The organism is Iodobacter fluviatilis, assembly GCF_004194535.1.
In the GTDB taxonomy this organism is placed as follows: domain Bacteria; phylum Pseudomonadota; class Gammaproteobacteria; order Burkholderiales; family Chitinibacteraceae; genus Iodobacter; species Iodobacter fluviatilis_A.
Map to the genome: position 1 here is coordinate 3,732,801 of NZ_CP025781.1, position 15,181 is coordinate 3,747,981.

Genomic DNA, 15,181 nt, shown 5'->3' on the forward strand with positions numbered 1-15,181 from the left:
ATTGCGCTGAGCCGGAAAATGGCCACTCACTGCGTTATGCTCCTCGGCACTGGCTATTCAACGAGAAAATGCGTGAAATATGGCCAAATCCGGCTTTTCCGTAGTAGATCAGTCTTAAGTCCGACAGGCTGCTAGTGCTGTTGAAAGGGCGACGTGGCTGCAGCTACGGTTGTAAAAATAGAGAACAAGCCGCATGTGGCCTGTTTTCTATTTTTTATCTGGTTCAGTTTGTTTTTTCCGAAAACGGCTAATTGCGTCAAACCGTAAACGTCTCTATCTATATGCTTATCCGCGCGATGCGGAACCTCTATCAAGCTGCGTGGTCATAAATTTTTTATCCGGAATCAAGACGATGACCCAGATTGAACAGCAGGCTATTCTTGCCATTACTTTACTTGCCGCTTTTTGTGATGATGACAAGGATAGTCGTGAGCGCGATGCAATAAAGGGGATTGCCGCTTCGTTGGGTGACGGTGAGGTTGATCTGGCACTCTTGTATCAGGATGTATTGCTGAAACGCTATACCTTGGCTGATGCGGTGGCAGCATTGGGCGATGCGTCACAACGGCAATTGGCGTTTGAAATGGCAGTGTGCGTGGTAGATGCTGATGGGCGTCAAACAGAAGCCGAGGTCGCTTTTTTGGCCGAGTTGAAGTCGGTACTGGCGCTGGGCAGTGCTGCCAATAGCATTGAGCAAGAAGCCAATTCATGGTTTGGCTACGATCTGCCACCATCTAGTGCCAAGGCCGCGCCGAGTATGGCTGTGTCGAATTTGCAAACTTTGTCGCCTCAGGCCCAGCAAGCGCTGGATGCATCGGTGTTGCGTTTTGCGATTGTGTGTGGTGCGCTGGAGTTGTTGCCGCAATCATGGGCAACGATGGCCATCGTGCCGCTGCAATTGAAATTGGTGCACAGCGTAGGTAAGGCGTTTGGTGTTGAGTTGGATCAAGGGCATATTCGCGAATTTTTAGCTGCAGCTGGGGTGGGGCTTACATCACAATATGTCGAACAATTTGGCCGTAAGTTGCTGGGCGGTTTGCTAGGTAAATATATCGGTAAAACGATGGGCAAGGTGGGTAGTGCTGCAACTGGGATTGCGTTCTCGTTTGCCAGCACTTACGCGCTTGGCCAATTGGCGCGGCGCTATTATGCCGGTGGGCGCAAGATGGAAACTGCAGTGTTGAAAGATACCTTTAGCCAGCTACTGGGCCCAGCTAAGCAATTGCAAACCCAATATTTGCCGCAGATCGAGCAGCAAGCGCGCACTTTGGATTCAGCAACCGTGATGAAATTGGTCAAAAACGGTGTTTAAGAATTAGCTTAAAGGAGTGATAGAAGTTTGGGCTAGATCTGAGCTTTTACAGCTACACTTCGGCCAAAGTGGACACCCCCTGTATCTTTTTTCTAAGGGTGTGGCTCCAACTTTGGTGTCCATTTCTGTCTGTATTTCTTAGCTAGGGTTTAGCATCATTGGGGGGGGCTGGCGTGCGGGGAGATAAATTACTCGCATGATGCTTTCTACATCTTTGCTAGTGAGTCACCAGTAGGGCGCTCGAAGCCTGCTACGGGCAGATTTTCTATTGTTTTTCACGCAATAATCTCTTTCTCAATTCGCTGATTCTGTTTGAGATTGTGATCTCGGCATGAGTTCTGCCTCTTTCTACAAATGGCGCGCTAAGTTTGGCGGCATGGACGTCTCGATGATGACGCGGATGAAAGAGCTGGAGGACGAAAATAAGCGCCTTAAAAAGATGTATATCGAAGCCCAGATGCAAGCGGATATCATCAAGGAGGCCATGTCAAAAAAGTGGTGAAGCCATCTCAGCGTCGTGAGATGGCTCAATGGGCCGTTGAAACCAAGGCCGTTTCTATTCGTGCAGCTTGCGCCAGCTTTGCGATTAGTACGACTTGCTATCGCTATGTTCGTAAGCTGGATGCAGAAAATGCCCAAATCGCTGACTCATTGGTTCAACTCACGGAAACGCATCGCAACTGGGGCTTTGGCCTTTGTTTTTTGCATCTGCGAAACGTAAAGAAAAAGTACTGGAATCATAAACGGGTCTACAGGATTTACTGCGATTTAGAATTAAATCTGCGGATTAAGCCTAAAAAACGCTTAGATCGTGAAACCCCAGCGCCATTAGCTGTGCCAGAGGCAAAAAATGAAACGTGGTCGATGGATTTTATGCACGATCAATTGGCCGATGGCCGCAGTATTCGCTTATTTAATGTGATTGATGATTTTAATCGGGAAGGATTGGGCATTGAAGTCGATTTCTCTTTGCCAGCAGAGCGCGTCATACGCAGCCTGAATCAAATTATTGAATGGCGCGGCAAGCCAAAACGAATCAGGTCCGATAATGGCCCAGAATATATCAGCCATCTGCTGAAAAATTGGGCAGAGCAACAATCGATTGAATTGGCTTATATTCAGCCTGGCAATCCACAGCAAAACGCATATATTGAGCGTTATAATCGGACTGTGCGTTATGAATGGCTGGCCTGCGATGACTTTGAAAGTCTTGCTGAAGTACAAGAAATCGCAACGCAATGGCTTTGGACTTACAATAACGAGCGTCCGCACATGGGATTGGGCGGCATCACCCCGAAACAAAAACTGGCATTACATGCCTAGCCTCTACTTTTAAGTGAGCTTAAAAATGGGGGATTACCAAACGTCTTGACGACCTTTTGCTTATTCTCATCCTTGGGGATTAAGTTCTTGAGATCATTGACGCCATGACGTTTAAAGCAGCGGTAAATCCCCGCCCGTGAAGCCGCTGGATGAATGAATTGGTGGGTGATGGTGGCTTGTAAGTGATGTGGGCAGTGTGACAGGTTATGCGTTTTGCTCCGTTGGTTGTGTTGTATAGGCTTGCCAAGGCGTTAGCAGGGAGAGGTGAGGCCTGCATTTCAGCACGAACACGTGGCGTTGTACGGGCTTGCGGGTGGATCTTGCTCATGTTGGAGGCCTTGGGCGAAAGTGACGGAATTAGATCATGGATGATGTCTTTGGCAAGCAACAAGGGCCAGCTACGAATAGGGACATGATTATCCGAAACTCGACAGATATAGATATCAATGCGAGTCTTTAAAGCTTCATCATTTAGGTGTTAAATACGTTACAAAATAAAATGCTTAGGATTTATGCTATTTGGGTTTTACAATGCTTGCCAAAATAAGAACTTAGGCAGAAGCCTAATAAATGCAACATTGCGGATATCAACAATTTGTAGTTACTGATTTATCTCGGCTAGTATCTCTCATCATCTCAGGCTCAATGCGCTTTGAGTTGTTACACCTACACAAGGATATTCATATGAGTTTGCAAGATTTGGCCCCAGACTACGTTCGCTCGATTGCTCCGTATCAGCCGGGTAAGCCTGTTTCTGAATTGGCCCGTGAAGTGGGTTTAAATCCAGAGCAAATTGTAAAGCTGGCTTCAAATGAAAATCCATTGGGCATGGGTAGTAAGACTCGCGCTGCAATTGAAAAAGAATTGGCTGAATTAGCCCGTTATCCTGATGGCAATGGTTTTGAATTAAAAAGAAAAATTTGCCAAAAATATAATGTAAAAGCAGAGCAAATTGTGTTGGGTAATGGCTCCAATGATGTATTGGAATTAATCGCGCATGCCTTTTTAGCCCCCGGTGATTCTGCGGTGTTTTCGCAATATGCATTTGCGGTTTATCCATTGGCGACTCAAGCCGTAGGGGCGCAAGGCATACAAGTGAAGGCACTAGACTATGGTCATGATTTAAGTGCCATGCTGGCGGCTATTGTGCCAAGCACCAAAGTAGTGTGGATTGCCAACCCTAATAATCCAACCGGCACCATGGCAAGGCCGGGTGATTTGCTTGAGTTTTTACAAAACTGCCCAAAAAATGTGCTGGTGGTATTGGATGAGGCTTACACCGAATTCTTTACCCCAGAAAAGCGCCCAGATTCAATCAAATGGTTGAAAGACTTCCCTAATCTGATAGTGGTGCGTACTTTTTCTAAAGCTTTTGGCCTAGCAGGTTTACGCGTGGGTATGGCGATGACTTCGCCAGAGGTGGCAGATATGATCAATCGCGTACGCCAGCCGTTTAATGTCAACAGCATCGCGCAAGCCGCAGCTACGGCTGCGCTGGATGATGAAGAATTCCTAAAAGAAACCTTGCGCGTAAATAGCGAAGGTATGGCGCAATTAACAGCGGCCTTTGTGCGCTTGGGTGTGAGCTTTATTCCTAGCCAAGCCAATTTCATTGCCTTTCATTGTGGCGATGCCGCAGCGCTTAATTTATTTATGCTGCAACGCGGCGTGATCATTCGCCCACTCGCTCCATACGGCCTGACCAACACCCTGCGTGTTTCGATTGGATTGCCCGCAGAAAATGCCCGCTTTATTGAAGTGCTGGAAAAAGCATTGGCCGATTAATCAACCATCACAATAATTAACTGATGTTACGCAGGCCTTTAGGTGGAATGCGCTCGGCAGCTGATTGAGAAAATCCTAACCCATTGATTGTTCATAATGGGTGTGTAACATCAGTTAATAAGTATTAATCGCCTGCAATAACTCCGCCTCTAAAGCACGCGATGCGTGCTGATCTTTCAGTAATTCGCCACTAATCAAAAAATTATCTTCTGCTCGCTCGCCCAGCGTCATGATTTTTGCTGATTGAATTTCAATATGTCTATTGGCAAGTACGCGAGCAATGGTGGAGAGCAAGCCGGTTCTATCTCCAGCCGCAATTGATAGCACATGGTATTTGCCACGCTCATCCGCTCTAATCATTACATGGGGTTGAATAGGGAAATGCTTTAATTGCCGTGAAATACGAGTTTTATGCACGCAGGGCAGCGGCAATGATTTTTCTAATTGTTGGCTAAGCTCAAACTCGATATAGCTGATTAAATCGCGGTAGTGATCCACGCGATTATCTGGGATATAAATATAAAAGCTGTCCAGCGCATAGCCGTTTTGAGTTGTGTGGATATGCGCATCAAAAATGGTATAGCCTGCGCGTTCAAAAAAGCTGCAAATTTGCGCAAATAAGTCATTTTTATCCACGCTATACACCATCACTTGCAGGCCTTCGCCCGATTCTGAAAGCCTAGCCCGTACAATAGGCTTGGCGGTGTTAACGCGAGAAAATAACATACGGGTGTGCCATGAAATTTCTTTTGCATCATGCCGTAAGAAATACACGGTATCGAGTACTTTCCAGAAATCTTCATGCGCATCTTGGCGTAAGCCATGCAAACGAATGAGTCGCAATGCTTCATCTTGGCGCTCTTCTAGCCAAGAGCGCGTTGGAGCGGTCTGGCTACTTAATAGCCGTTGGGTGGCTTTAAATAAGTCTTCTAATAGTTTGGCTTTCCATGCATTCCATACCTTGGGGCTGGTGCCACGAATATCGGCAACAGTCAGCAAATAAATAGCCGTTAGCTTACGCTGATCCCCAACACACGCCCCAAACGCTTGAATGGTTTCGGGGTCATATACATCTTGTTTTTGAGCGACGGACGACATCGTGAGGTGGTGCTCAACCAGCCAAGTGATGAGTTGGCTATCCTCGCCGGAAAGCGGCATGCTTTGGCACCATTTGGCTGCAATCTCTTTCCCTAGTAAAGAATGATCACCGCCACGGCCCTTGCCAATGTCATGAAATAACGCGGCGAGATATAAAACCTCAGGCCTATCGAATTCGGCTAATAATCTGGAACACATTGGGTATTCGTGGGTAAATGCATTTACGGCAAAGCGCCGCACATTGCGTAATACCATTAAGGTATGCTCATCCACCGTGTAAACATGAAATAAATCATGCTGCATTCGGCCCACAATTTGCCCAAATTCAGGAATAAATCGACCTAATACGCCGTATTGATTCATTCGGCGTAATACCCGCGTTAAACCACGCGGTTGCCTAAAGATATCAATAAAAAATTGTTTATTGATGGGGTTGCTACGGAATCCATCATCAATCAGAGATCGGGCGTGCCATAGCGCCCTAAGCGTGGCGGGGCTAATTTCTTTGGCATCGCGTATGCTTTCTAATTGCCAAAACAATTCTAAAATAGTGGAAGGAGCGCGCTCGAATACATCGGGTGAGGTGATTTCAATGGCCTCGCCACGTAATTGAAAGTGCGCATTAATTGGAATAATCTCTACGCCAATTTGCGAGAATATCCGCGCGCGCAATGCCGAAATTAAGAGCGGTGCTAATTGGCTGATAATCCGGGCGGCACGATAATAGGTGGCCATTAAAGCTTCACTGGCTCTGAGGCGAATCGAGCCTTTTTCGCCATCCTCAAATTTAAAACTACTTGCTAGTGCGTGTTGGTAATCAAAAAGGATGCGATCTTCGCGGCGCTTGGCTAGCCAATGTAATTGGATACGATAGGCTCGTAATACTCTTTCGGCATTTTCTAATTTGCTGATTTCTTCTGGCGTTAGCATCTCTAGCGTAGCTAAAGCATGCCAATCACGGCCTAAGCCTTGGCTGGCGGCTATCCAGCCAATTAAATGTAAATCGCGTAATCCTCCCGGCGCTTCTTTAATATTAGGCTCAAGATTATACGTGGCGTTTTGAAAGCGCCCATATCGCGCTTGCTGCTCTAATAGCTTTGCTTCAAAGAATTCTTTGGTGTCGATATAGCGATGCACCGTGGCATAAAATTCGCTAAAGCGCTCGGCATCTCCCACCAATAGCCGCGCCTCTAGGATGGTGGTTTGCACGGTAATGTCTTTTTCTGCCTCGTGCATACAATCGGCCGTGGTGCGCACTGAGTGGCCCACTTCAAGGCCAATATCCCACAGCTCGCCCACAAAGATTTCCAGCTTTTCTAAAAGGGCAGGCGAGGGCAAATCGGGTAATAAAATCAGTAAATCTACATCTGAGTAGGGAAACAACTCTCCACGGCCATAGCCTCCAACGGCCACCAGCAGCACCTCATCAATAAACTGATGCCTGCCCCACAGCTCGCTTAAAGTGCGATCAGTTAGCTGCGTCAGCTCCGCCAAGATAGGCAAGGCTTCGCTTGGGGTATCAAAGCGTTGATGTAAGGCTGCTTTATCAGCAGCATAAGAAGCTCGGATGGCACTGACAGGACGCATAACTCAGCCAAAGATAAGGTGGTGCTGTAGTTTATAGGAGAAAGGGGCGGGGAGTGGCGGCGGATAGGATGGCTGTGTGTAAGTGGGTTCTACGCTGTTACATCTTTTGAGCTTTTTGCGCCGTCAGTTGATTTATACAAATCAGCATGATGCCTTGAATCGGCTTGGATTCAGGCGGTTTTCCGCCATTTTATATCGCTTGATTCTGTAGTTTCGCCATCATTGGTGTCAGATGAATAATCAGCCGTTAGTGGTTTCTTCTTTGTAAGCAAGGGTTTGCAATGTAGTTGGCTTGTGTCAGCCTGTTGGCAAGCTAATTGCTAAATAGCTAAGGGAAGCCTGTCAGGCTGTCTGCCTTTACCTTTTAGCTACGGAGTTGCAATGAAGACACTTACTTTGATCGCATCGCTGGCCATGACTTCTTTTTCTGCCTATGCCGCAGAGGATGTGATTCGTCTTGGTAATCTTAAATTCGCCCATTACGGCGCGGTATCGTATATCAAGGAAATCGCGCCTAAATGCGGGATTAAGGTAGAGGAGCGGATGTTTGCCAAGGGGCTGGATATTATGCCAGCCATTATTGCGGGCGAGATTGATGTGGCGGCCAGTGCGGCAGATGCTGCCATTGCCGGGCGTGCTGGCGGCGTGCCGGTGTATGCTGTGGCGGGCTTTGCCAAAGGTGGGATCAGGATTGTGGTGCAGCCGGGTTCCACCATTAAAAGCGTGGCGGATTTTAAAGGTAAATCGGTAGGGGTGGCACGTGGCGGCGCGCAGGAGCTGGCGCTGTTGGCGGAGCTGGCCAAGGCGAATCTGAGCTGGTCTGAAAAGCCGGGAAAGGATGTGAAAATTATTTACCTGCCGTTTGCAGATTTAAACCAAGCGCTGATGCAAAAGCAAATTGATGCCATGTCGCAATCCGAGCCGCAGGCTTCGCAAGCGATTAACAAGGGCTTTGGCGTGGAGTTGCTGAAGCCTTACGACAGCCCGATGGGCGAGCCGATACGTACCCTTGTGATGAGCGAGAAGCTTTACAACAGCAATCGCCCGCTGGCTGAAAAGTTTATGAAATGCTTTGTGCAAGCCACCAAAGCCTTTATGGATGACCCTAAGCTCGCCGAAAACTATGTGCGCAGCAATATGTTTAAGGGCCAAATTACGGTGGATGATTATCAAGATGCCATCGCTAATTCGCCGTTTTATTACAACCTGAGCGTTGAGCATATGCAGATCACTACCGATTTTATGGTGAAGTATGGCGTGGGCAAGATGGTGAAGCCGCCGGTGGCCAAAGAGTGGGTCAAGCTGGATCTGCTTGATCAGGCCAAGAAATTTTTAAACGTGAAATAAGGGCAATCCGATGAATAAAACATTATTCACCCGTGCCGTGACAGGGCTTTGGTTGCCGGTAGTCTTGATTGCGCTTTGGCAGGCTGCAGCGATGGCGGGCTGGTTAAACCCGCAGATTTTGCCATCCCCATGGCAGGTGGTGGTGCGCTGGTATGCGTATTTATTGCCGATGGAGGCTTATGACGCCAGCCAAAGCAGCTATACCGCTTGGTTGTTTTCGGGCGAGATGATCCACGATGCCATTGGCACGCTGTATCGGGTGATTGTGGGCTTTGCGATTGGCGCAGGGCTGGCTTTGCCGCTGGGGCTGCTCATGGGGGCTAGCCCACGGGTGTATAGCTGGTTTAATCCCATGATTCAGGTTTTACGGCCGATTCCACCAATTGCCTATATCCCGCTATCCATTTTATGGTTTGGCCTTGGCAATGCACCGGCGATTTTCCTGATTGTGATTGGGGCGTTTTTTCCTGTATTGATGAATACCATTGCCGGGGTGCGTCAGGTGGATTCTATTTATCTGCGTGCGGCGCGTAATTTAGGCGCAGGCCAAAGCACCTTGTTCCTGAAAGTGATCTTACCGGCAGCCACGCCGTATATTCTGGCGGGTGCGCGTATCGGGGTGGGTACGGCGTTTATTGTGGTGATCGTTTCCGAAATGATTGCGGTAAATAACGGGCTGGGTTTCAGAATACTGGAAGCGCGTGAGTATTTTTGGTCAGACAAAATCATTGCGGGTATGTTGACGATCGGCTTACTGGGCCTAGCGATCGATATGGCGATGAATAAACTCAATAACCACTTGTTGCGCTGGCACCGCGGCTTGGAGCACTAATCATGACGGCACAAATCAAAATAGCGCAGGTGAATAAAGTTTTTAAAACGCCTGGCGACGATGTAGTGGCCTTGTGGGATATTAATTTAGAGATCCCCAATGGGCAGTTTGTTTGCCTGCTTGGGCCATCGGGCTGTGGTAAATCAACCTTGCTGAATGCGGTGGCTGGGTTTTCTCATCCAACAAGCGGCAGCATCACCGTGGATGGTGCGCTGATTAAAGACACTGGGCCAGATCGCGGCATGGTGTTTCAGGAATACGCGCTGTTCCCATGGATGACGGTTGAGCAAAATATTGCCTTTGGCCTGACTATCCAGAAAATGCCGCAGGAACAGATTGATAGCAAAGTGGCTGAGCTGTTAGAAACACTGAAGCTGGTGGAGTTTCGCAAGCGTTTTCCTAAGGATTTATCTGGCGGCATGCGCCAACGTGTGGCCATTGCGCGTATTTTGGCGCTCAATTCGCCGATTATGCTGATGGACGAGCCCTTTGGCGCGCTGGATGCGCTTACCCGCCGCAGCTTGCAAGATGAGCTGCTTAAAATCTGGCAGGAGCATAAAAAAACCATTCTGTTTGTCACCCACAGCATCGAGGAATCAATCTATCTGGCCGATCGCATCATTGTGCTCACTTACCGCCCGGGCACAGTGAAGCGCGATGTACTGGTGGATATTCCAAGACCGCGTGATCCTAGCTCGGCTGAATTCAACGCGCTTAAACGCGAGCTTGGTGCCTTGGTGATGGAGGAGCAGCAGCGCCATCAGCAGGCCGAGCTATGCGGCTCTAGCTCTGATTAAAGATGCTTAAACCAGCGCGATATTTCTGGATATTGGCGACACTTTGCTTGGCGGGCAGCCTGTTGTGGCTGGCCGCCAGCTGGAGTGAGCGCAGCGCGCTGGCGCAATTACGCACGGCTGGTCAGCATCGCCTCGATGTTTACACCGGCAGCTTGCGCAATGCGGTAGAGCGCTACACATGGCTGCCCTTTGTTTTATTCAGCCAGCGTGACCTAGCCGATTTACTGCGTGCTCCGCAAGATGCAGTGCTCTTGGAACGGGTCAATCGCCATCTAAAAGCGGTGAACGATGCGGCGCAGGCCTCGGCGATTTATGTTTTAAATGCCGAAGGCTTGGCGCTGGCATCCAGCAATTGGGACACCCCACAGAGCTATATCGGCAATAACTATGCGTTTCGGCCCTATTATCAGCAAGCCCGCTTGGGCTACGCAGGGCGTTTTTATGGCGTGGGCTTTACTACACAACAACCCGGTTATTTTTTATCTTATCCAATCAGAGATGGCGAGCGGGTGCTGGGCGTGGTGGTGGCCAAAGTGAGCCTCGATGCGCTAGAGAATAATTGGCGAGCCACCGGCGAGCGTATGCTGGTGAGCGATAAAGACGGCATTGCTTTTTTAGCCACCGATCCGGCTTGGAAGTGGCACACCTTGGCCCCATTGCCCAGCTATACGCTGCGATATATTAAAGAGAGCCGCCAATATGGCCGCAATATTTTTCCAGAGCTGGCTTTGTTAAAGCAGCAGCGCTTGGATGGCAATACCCAATTGGCACGCTTTAAAACAGGTGGTGATCAAGCCGATGTGCTGGTGCAAACCGCCAAAGTGCCTGATCTGGGCTGGCAAATGGTGCTGTTTACGGATCTCACCCCCATCCGGCAGGGCGTGAGCCGCGTTTTGCTTGGCACCAGCTTGGGTCTATTGGCTTTGCTGGCATGGTATTTATTTTGGCGGCAAAGGCGGCGGCGTATTCGCGATAATCTGCGCGCCAGTCAAGCGCTTAAACAGGCGCATGATCAGCTAGAACAAAAAGTAGCGGCGCGTACCGATGATTTGCTGGGGGCTAATACCCAGCTGCAACGCGAAATTGCCGAGCGCATACGCACCGAGCTGGACCTGCGTGCCGCGCAAAATGAGCTGGTGCAAGCAGGCAAAATGGCCGTGCTGGGCCAGATGGCCGCCGGTGTCACTCATGAGCTTAATCAGCCACTGACGGCCATGCGCGCCTTGGCCGACAATGCCAAGCTGCTGCTGGAGCGCGGCAATGTTGAGGCGGTAGCGGGCAATCTGGTGTATATCAGCCAGCTGACCGAGCGCATGGGCAAGATCACCGGCCAGCTGCGCTCTTTTGCCCGAAAAAGCGATAATCGCGCCGAGCCGGTCTTACTTAAACAATCGATTGCCAATGCGCTGCTGTTGCTGGAGCAACGCTTGCGCCAGCAAAGGGTGGCGTTAAATATCGAACAGCCCGATCAGGTTTGGGTGCTGTGCAATGCGGTACGGCTAGAGCAAGTGCTGATTAATTTGCTAAGAAACGCCCTAGATGCGGTAAAAAATCAGCCCGATGCCTGCATCACGCTGGCGGTGCAGCAGATGCAAGGCAAAGTAAAAATAAGCGTACTTGATAATGGCACCGGCATTGCTGCAGAGCAGTTGTCTAATGTGTTTGATCCCTTTTTTACCACCAAGGGCGACGCTGAGGGTTTGGGCTTGGGTTTGGCGATTTCGCTATCGATTGTGCGTGATTTTGGTGGCAATTTGCAGGCCAGCAATCGCCCAGAAGGCGGGGCTTGTTTTGAGCTGGAGTTACTATCAGTAGGGGAGCCGCAATGAAAGTGCTATTGATCGACGATGAAGCGATGATCCGCCACGCAGGCAGCCAAACACTGGAGCTGGCAGGCTTTGCTGTGGAAACCTTTGCCGACGCCGAATCGGCCTTGCCGCTTTTGCAAACTGATTTTGCGGGCGTGGTGGTCTGTGATGTGTGCTTGCCGGGGCTGGATGGTTTGCAGCTGCTGGCGAAAAGTGTGCAGCGGGACGCTGAGCTGCCCGTGGTGCTGATTACCGGCCACGGCGATGTGGTGATGGCCGTGCAGGCGATGAGGGATGGCGCTTATGATTTTATCGAAAAGCCTTTTTCATCCGAGCAGTTGATTGAAGTGGTGCGGCGCGCAGAAGAAAAACGCAAGCTGGTGCTGGAAAACCGCCAACTGCGCCGTGAATTAGAGCGCAGATCCGGCATAGAAGGGCGCTTGCTGGGGCGTGGTGCAGGCATAGAGCAATTGCGCCGCCGCATTATGAATATTGCCGATACCGACGCCGATGTGCTGATTATGGGCGAAACCGGCACGGGTAAAGAGCTGGTGGCGCGTTGCCTGCACGAGCACAGCCATCGCGCAGCGCATCCCTTTGTGGCGCTCAACTGCGGCGCGCTGCCCGAGCAATTGTTTGAAAGCGAAATCTTCGGCCATGAAGCAGGCGCATTTACCGGCGCAAGCAAGCTGCGGATCGGCAAAATTGAATAGGCTAACGGCGGCACGCTGTTTCTGGACGAGCTGGAAAGTATGCCGCTAACGCTGCAGGTTAAATTGCTGCGGGTCTTGCAAGAGCGGCAGCTGGAGCGGCTTGGCGGCAATGTCAGCATCCCTGTGAATTGCCGTGTTATTGCCGCAAGCAAAAGTGATTTAAAGCTGTTGAGCGATCAGCAGCAGTTTCGGTTGGATCTTTACTACCGCTTAAATGTGGCGACGCTGAATTTGCAGCCGCTGCGGGAGCGGCGCGAAGATATCCCGCTATTATTTGAGCATTTTGTACTGCAAGCGGCACTGCGCTACCACCGCCCCGCACCCATCGTAGCCCCAAGCCAGATGCGGGAGCTGATGCTGCAAAGCTGGCCTGGCAATGTGCGCGAGTTACGCAATATGGCCGATCGCTTTGTGCTGGCGCTGCTGGACGATCTACCCGCCAGCGAAGCCGCGCTTGATTTACCCTCCTTGGTGGAGCGCTTCGAAAAAAACCTCATCGAAGATGCCCTACTGCGCGCCGGAGGCCAAATCACCGCCGCCAGCCTATCCCTCGGCCTACCGCGTAAAACGCTGTATGACAAAGTGAAGAAATATCAATTGGGGGCGGGTGAGGGGTAGTTTGCAAGGAGAGTTATATGTGGAGCATGGGGCATGCATAAGCAAATATTTAGATGAAGAAATATTGAGCTGCGCGATGAAACTTCTAACCCTATGCCCATCAAGTTAGGCCTTTATTAGGGGGGGGCATGGTTGTAAACATTGAATCATCGTAGGGCGGGGGCAACCCGCGTATTTTTTAGCATTGCACGCGGGTTGTGCTAGCCCTGCAAAATATATATGGCGTGATGTTGGCTAATATCAGTGTAGGTTAACAAATTAGATCCAATTCCGCTGATGGATTAGTTTTGACCTTGAATTGCTTCAGATCGAATACGTGCACCAGTTGTTGTTTCTACAATTTTTTCCCGCAAGGTCTCAATCTTATCTTGCTTAATATTTGGTATGTCAAGGAATCGAGCTATTTGCTCTAGTGCCTTTTTAGAACTAAATCGCTTCCCAAGGAAAATCAACGCCTCTTCTCGGCTTTTGAAATTTGTAATTTCATTTACAAAAGCATTTAGTTCTATAATCTCTTCACTACCATTTACTTCCTTTTGCTTGTGACGTGATATTTTTATATCTATATCAAATGAAGGGTCAGCTAACTTATCAATTTCATTTTCTGTGAGTTTTTCAAGAGCCAAAACTAAGCGCTGTAAAATAATGGATGTTTTATTATTCATAACGCCTCCAAAAGAGACTCGAACTCATCAACGATACCCTCAATTTCATCTACAATATTGGAGTGAGATGGGTGTGAGTATGCATTTAGAGCTACAGGAATAAGCATTTGAGGGGCATCAGAGAAGATGGTTTTATTTTCCCGAAGATAGTTCTTTAATGTGTTTACGCCCAAACGCTTTGTTTGTTGAATATACTGACGCTGTGCAGCAATAGGTTGTCCAGCATTTACTTGAATCATGGTAAAGATTACACCAAGAATTTTAGGGTCAATCCTTCCTTCTTCATTGACATATTCATTAAACTCTTTCACTAATTCTTTGGTGCTACGTTGAAGGTAGTCAATCCCTAGTGTTGACAAATAATCTGGTTTGGCTGGAATTAATATCTGCTCACTAGCTACAATCGCATTTTTAGTGACAATATTGAAATTTGGGGGGCAATCAATTAAAACTATGTCGTAATCTGTAGTTGTTGCTAATTTAGCAATGGCATCCCTTAGTTTTCCATGAACTTTAATATAGTTGCTCTTGGATTGTGTCATATTTACACCGCCAAGAAGAGTGGCCAGCTCTAAGTCAACATTAATTAATCCTAAGTGAGAGCAAATTAAGTCAATTCTACCGCCTGCATTGCTTTTTTTAAGCTGTTCATTTACGGCGTTTGGCGTGATAATATATTCCTTCAGCTGCTCTGGCTCTTTGCCTAAGCTAATTGCATCGAACCAAGATTTTATTGTTTTACTATCTTTGTAGTTTGAATCCCATTCGTCAGGCTTTACAAATGAAAAAGTTAGACTTGCTTGAGCATCGGTGTCGATTAATAGTACTTTTTTACCTCTCCATGCTAACTCACCAGCTAAATTAGCAGAAACCGTTGTCTTGCCAACGCCGCCTTTGTAATTAATTATTGAAATAATATTCATTGTAGTCCCATGGTTTTTATTTTAAAAGCGACTTGCTTGTGCTGGATTTTTAGTTGTTATGTGGCGGACTGTGCCCCGTGTTGAAATGCAGGTAAATAGCTGTCTTCTGATTATCAATCAGCTTACCATATCTTGCTATTGGATTGCCAAAGCTACAACTTCCCCTGCGTTGATATATATTCTTCAATTGCTTTCCTACTCCTCTATATTAACAACTGATGTTACGCACCCATTATGAAAAATCAATAGGTTAGAATTTTCTCAATCAGCTGCAGAGCGCATTCCACCTAAAGGCCTGCGTAACATCAGTTAACAAATTAATACATCAACCTGTGTGTAATTGATCGTTTTTAATTGATCCAAAGTACTACAG

At 48.4% G+C, this 15,181-nt stretch carries 10 protein-coding genes and 2 pseudogenes; 9 read left to right on the forward strand and 3 right to left on the reverse strand.

Annotated elements, in window-relative coordinates:
• Window positions 1–352 precede the first annotated feature (352 nt).
• The 3 genes and pseudogenes from C1H71_RS16560 to hisC all read left to right on the forward strand — a co-directional run bounded on the left by C1H71_RS16560 (window position 353) and on the right by hisC (window position 4,420).
• Entirely contained in the window at window positions 353–1,312 is a 960-nt protein-coding gene (locus tag C1H71_RS16560) for a YcjF family protein (RefSeq protein WP_130107547.1), read from the forward strand.
• Between the two features lie 328 nt (window positions 1,313–1,640).
• Window positions 1,641–2,635, forward strand: a pseudogene (locus C1H71_RS16565) (IS3 family transposase); the annotation flags it as partial.
• Window positions 2,636–3,319: 684 nt separating this feature from the next.
• The gene (hisC, locus tag C1H71_RS16570; protein WP_130107548.1) at window positions 3,320–4,420 is read left to right on the forward strand and encodes a histidinol-phosphate transaminase; all 1,101 of its coding nucleotides are present in this window, start codon (window positions 3,320–3,322) and stop codon (window positions 4,418–4,420) included.
• Window positions 4,421–4,534: 114 nt separating this feature from the next.
• Here hisC and C1H71_RS16575 read toward each other — a convergent pair whose 3' ends face one another.
• Complete coding sequence (locus C1H71_RS16575) at window positions 4,535–7,105, reverse strand: [protein-PII] uridylyltransferase (protein WP_130107549.1); 2,571 nt, start codon at window positions 7,103–7,105, stop codon at window positions 4,535–4,537.
• A gap of 381 nt (window positions 7,106–7,486) precedes the next feature.
• Between C1H71_RS16575 and C1H71_RS16580 the strand changes: the two genes are divergently transcribed.
• From C1H71_RS16580 to C1H71_RS21610, 6 genes and pseudogenes are all read left to right on the forward strand, one after another.
• The gene (locus tag C1H71_RS16580; protein WP_130107550.1) at window positions 7,487–8,452 is read left to right on the forward strand and encodes an ABC transporter substrate-binding protein; all 966 of its coding nucleotides are present in this window, start codon (window positions 7,487–7,489) and stop codon (window positions 8,450–8,452) included.
• A gap of 10 nt (window positions 8,453–8,462) precedes the next feature.
• Entirely contained in the window at window positions 8,463–9,284 is an 822-nt protein-coding gene (locus tag C1H71_RS16585; RefSeq protein ID WP_130107551.1) for an ABC transporter permease, read from the forward strand.
• Window positions 9,285–9,286: 2 nt separating this feature from the next.
• Complete coding sequence (locus tag C1H71_RS16590; protein ID WP_130107552.1) at window positions 9,287–10,081, forward strand: ABC transporter ATP-binding protein; 795 nt, start codon at window positions 9,287–9,289, stop codon at window positions 10,079–10,081.
• A gap of 2 nt (window positions 10,082–10,083) precedes the next feature.
• A complete protein-coding gene (locus C1H71_RS16595) occupies window positions 10,084–11,910 on the forward strand; it encodes an ATP-binding protein (RefSeq protein ID WP_130107553.1) in 1,827 nt (608 codons plus the stop codon).
• Window positions 11,907–13,007: pseudogene (locus tag C1H71_RS16600) on the forward strand (sigma-54-dependent transcriptional regulator); the annotation flags it as partial. The gene C1H71_RS16595 and the pseudogene C1H71_RS16600, both read left to right, overlap by 4 nt.
• Entirely contained in the window at window positions 12,999–13,220 is a 222-nt protein-coding gene (locus C1H71_RS21610) for a helix-turn-helix domain-containing protein (RefSeq protein ID WP_262488466.1), read from the forward strand. The pseudogene C1H71_RS16600 and the gene C1H71_RS21610, both read left to right, overlap by 9 nt.
• 281 nt (window positions 13,221–13,501) lie before the next feature.
• On the opposite strand, the gene C1H71_RS16605 is transcribed toward C1H71_RS21610, so the two are convergent.
• Both C1H71_RS16605 and C1H71_RS16610 read right to left on the reverse strand, forming a co-directional pair.
• Window positions 13,502–13,885, reverse strand: coding sequence for a hypothetical protein (locus tag C1H71_RS16605; RefSeq protein WP_130107554.1), 384 nt, complete (start codon window positions 13,883–13,885; stop codon window positions 13,502–13,504).
• Window positions 13,882–14,808: a ParA family protein gene (locus tag C1H71_RS16610; RefSeq protein WP_130107555.1), complete on the reverse strand. Its 927-nt coding sequence runs from the start codon at window positions 14,806–14,808 to the stop codon at window positions 13,882–13,884. Before C1H71_RS16610 ends, C1H71_RS16605 begins: the two co-directional genes overlap by 4 nt.
• Window positions 14,809–15,181: the final 373 nt, after the last annotated feature.

Excerpts from the sequence above, each read along its gene's own strand:
- C1H71_RS16590 (WP_130107552.1), top strand. The coding sequence starts at position 9,287 with ATGACGGCACAAATCAAAATAGCGCAGGTGAATAAAGTTTTTAAAACG.
- C1H71_RS16610 (WP_130107555.1), bottom strand. The coding sequence starts at position 14,808 with ATGAATATTATTTCAATAATTAATTACAAAGGCGGCGTTGGCAAGACA.
- C1H71_RS21610 (WP_262488466.1), top strand. The coding sequence starts at position 12,999 with ATGGCCGATCGCTTTGTGCTGGCGCTGCTGGACGATCTACCCGCCAGC.
- C1H71_RS16595 (WP_130107553.1), top strand. The coding sequence starts at position 10,084 with ATGCTTAAACCAGCGCGATATTTCTGGATATTGGCGACACTTTGCTTG.
- hisC (WP_130107548.1), top strand. The coding sequence starts at position 3,320 with ATGAGTTTGCAAGATTTGGCCCCAGACTACGTTCGCTCGATTGCTCCG.
- C1H71_RS16605 (WP_130107554.1), bottom strand. The coding sequence starts at position 13,885 with ATGAATAATAAAACATCCATTATTTTACAGCGCTTAGTTTTGGCTCTT.
- C1H71_RS16580 (WP_130107550.1), top strand. The coding sequence starts at position 7,487 with ATGAAGACACTTACTTTGATCGCATCGCTGGCCATGACTTCTTTTTCT.
- C1H71_RS16560 (WP_130107547.1), top strand. The coding sequence starts at position 353 with ATGACCCAGATTGAACAGCAGGCTATTCTTGCCATTACTTTACTTGCC.
- C1H71_RS16575 (WP_130107549.1), bottom strand. The coding sequence starts at position 7,105 with ATGCGTCCTGTCAGTGCCATCCGAGCTTCTTATGCTGCTGATAAAGCA.
- C1H71_RS16585 (WP_130107551.1), top strand. The coding sequence starts at position 8,463 with ATGAATAAAACATTATTCACCCGTGCCGTGACAGGGCTTTGGTTGCCG.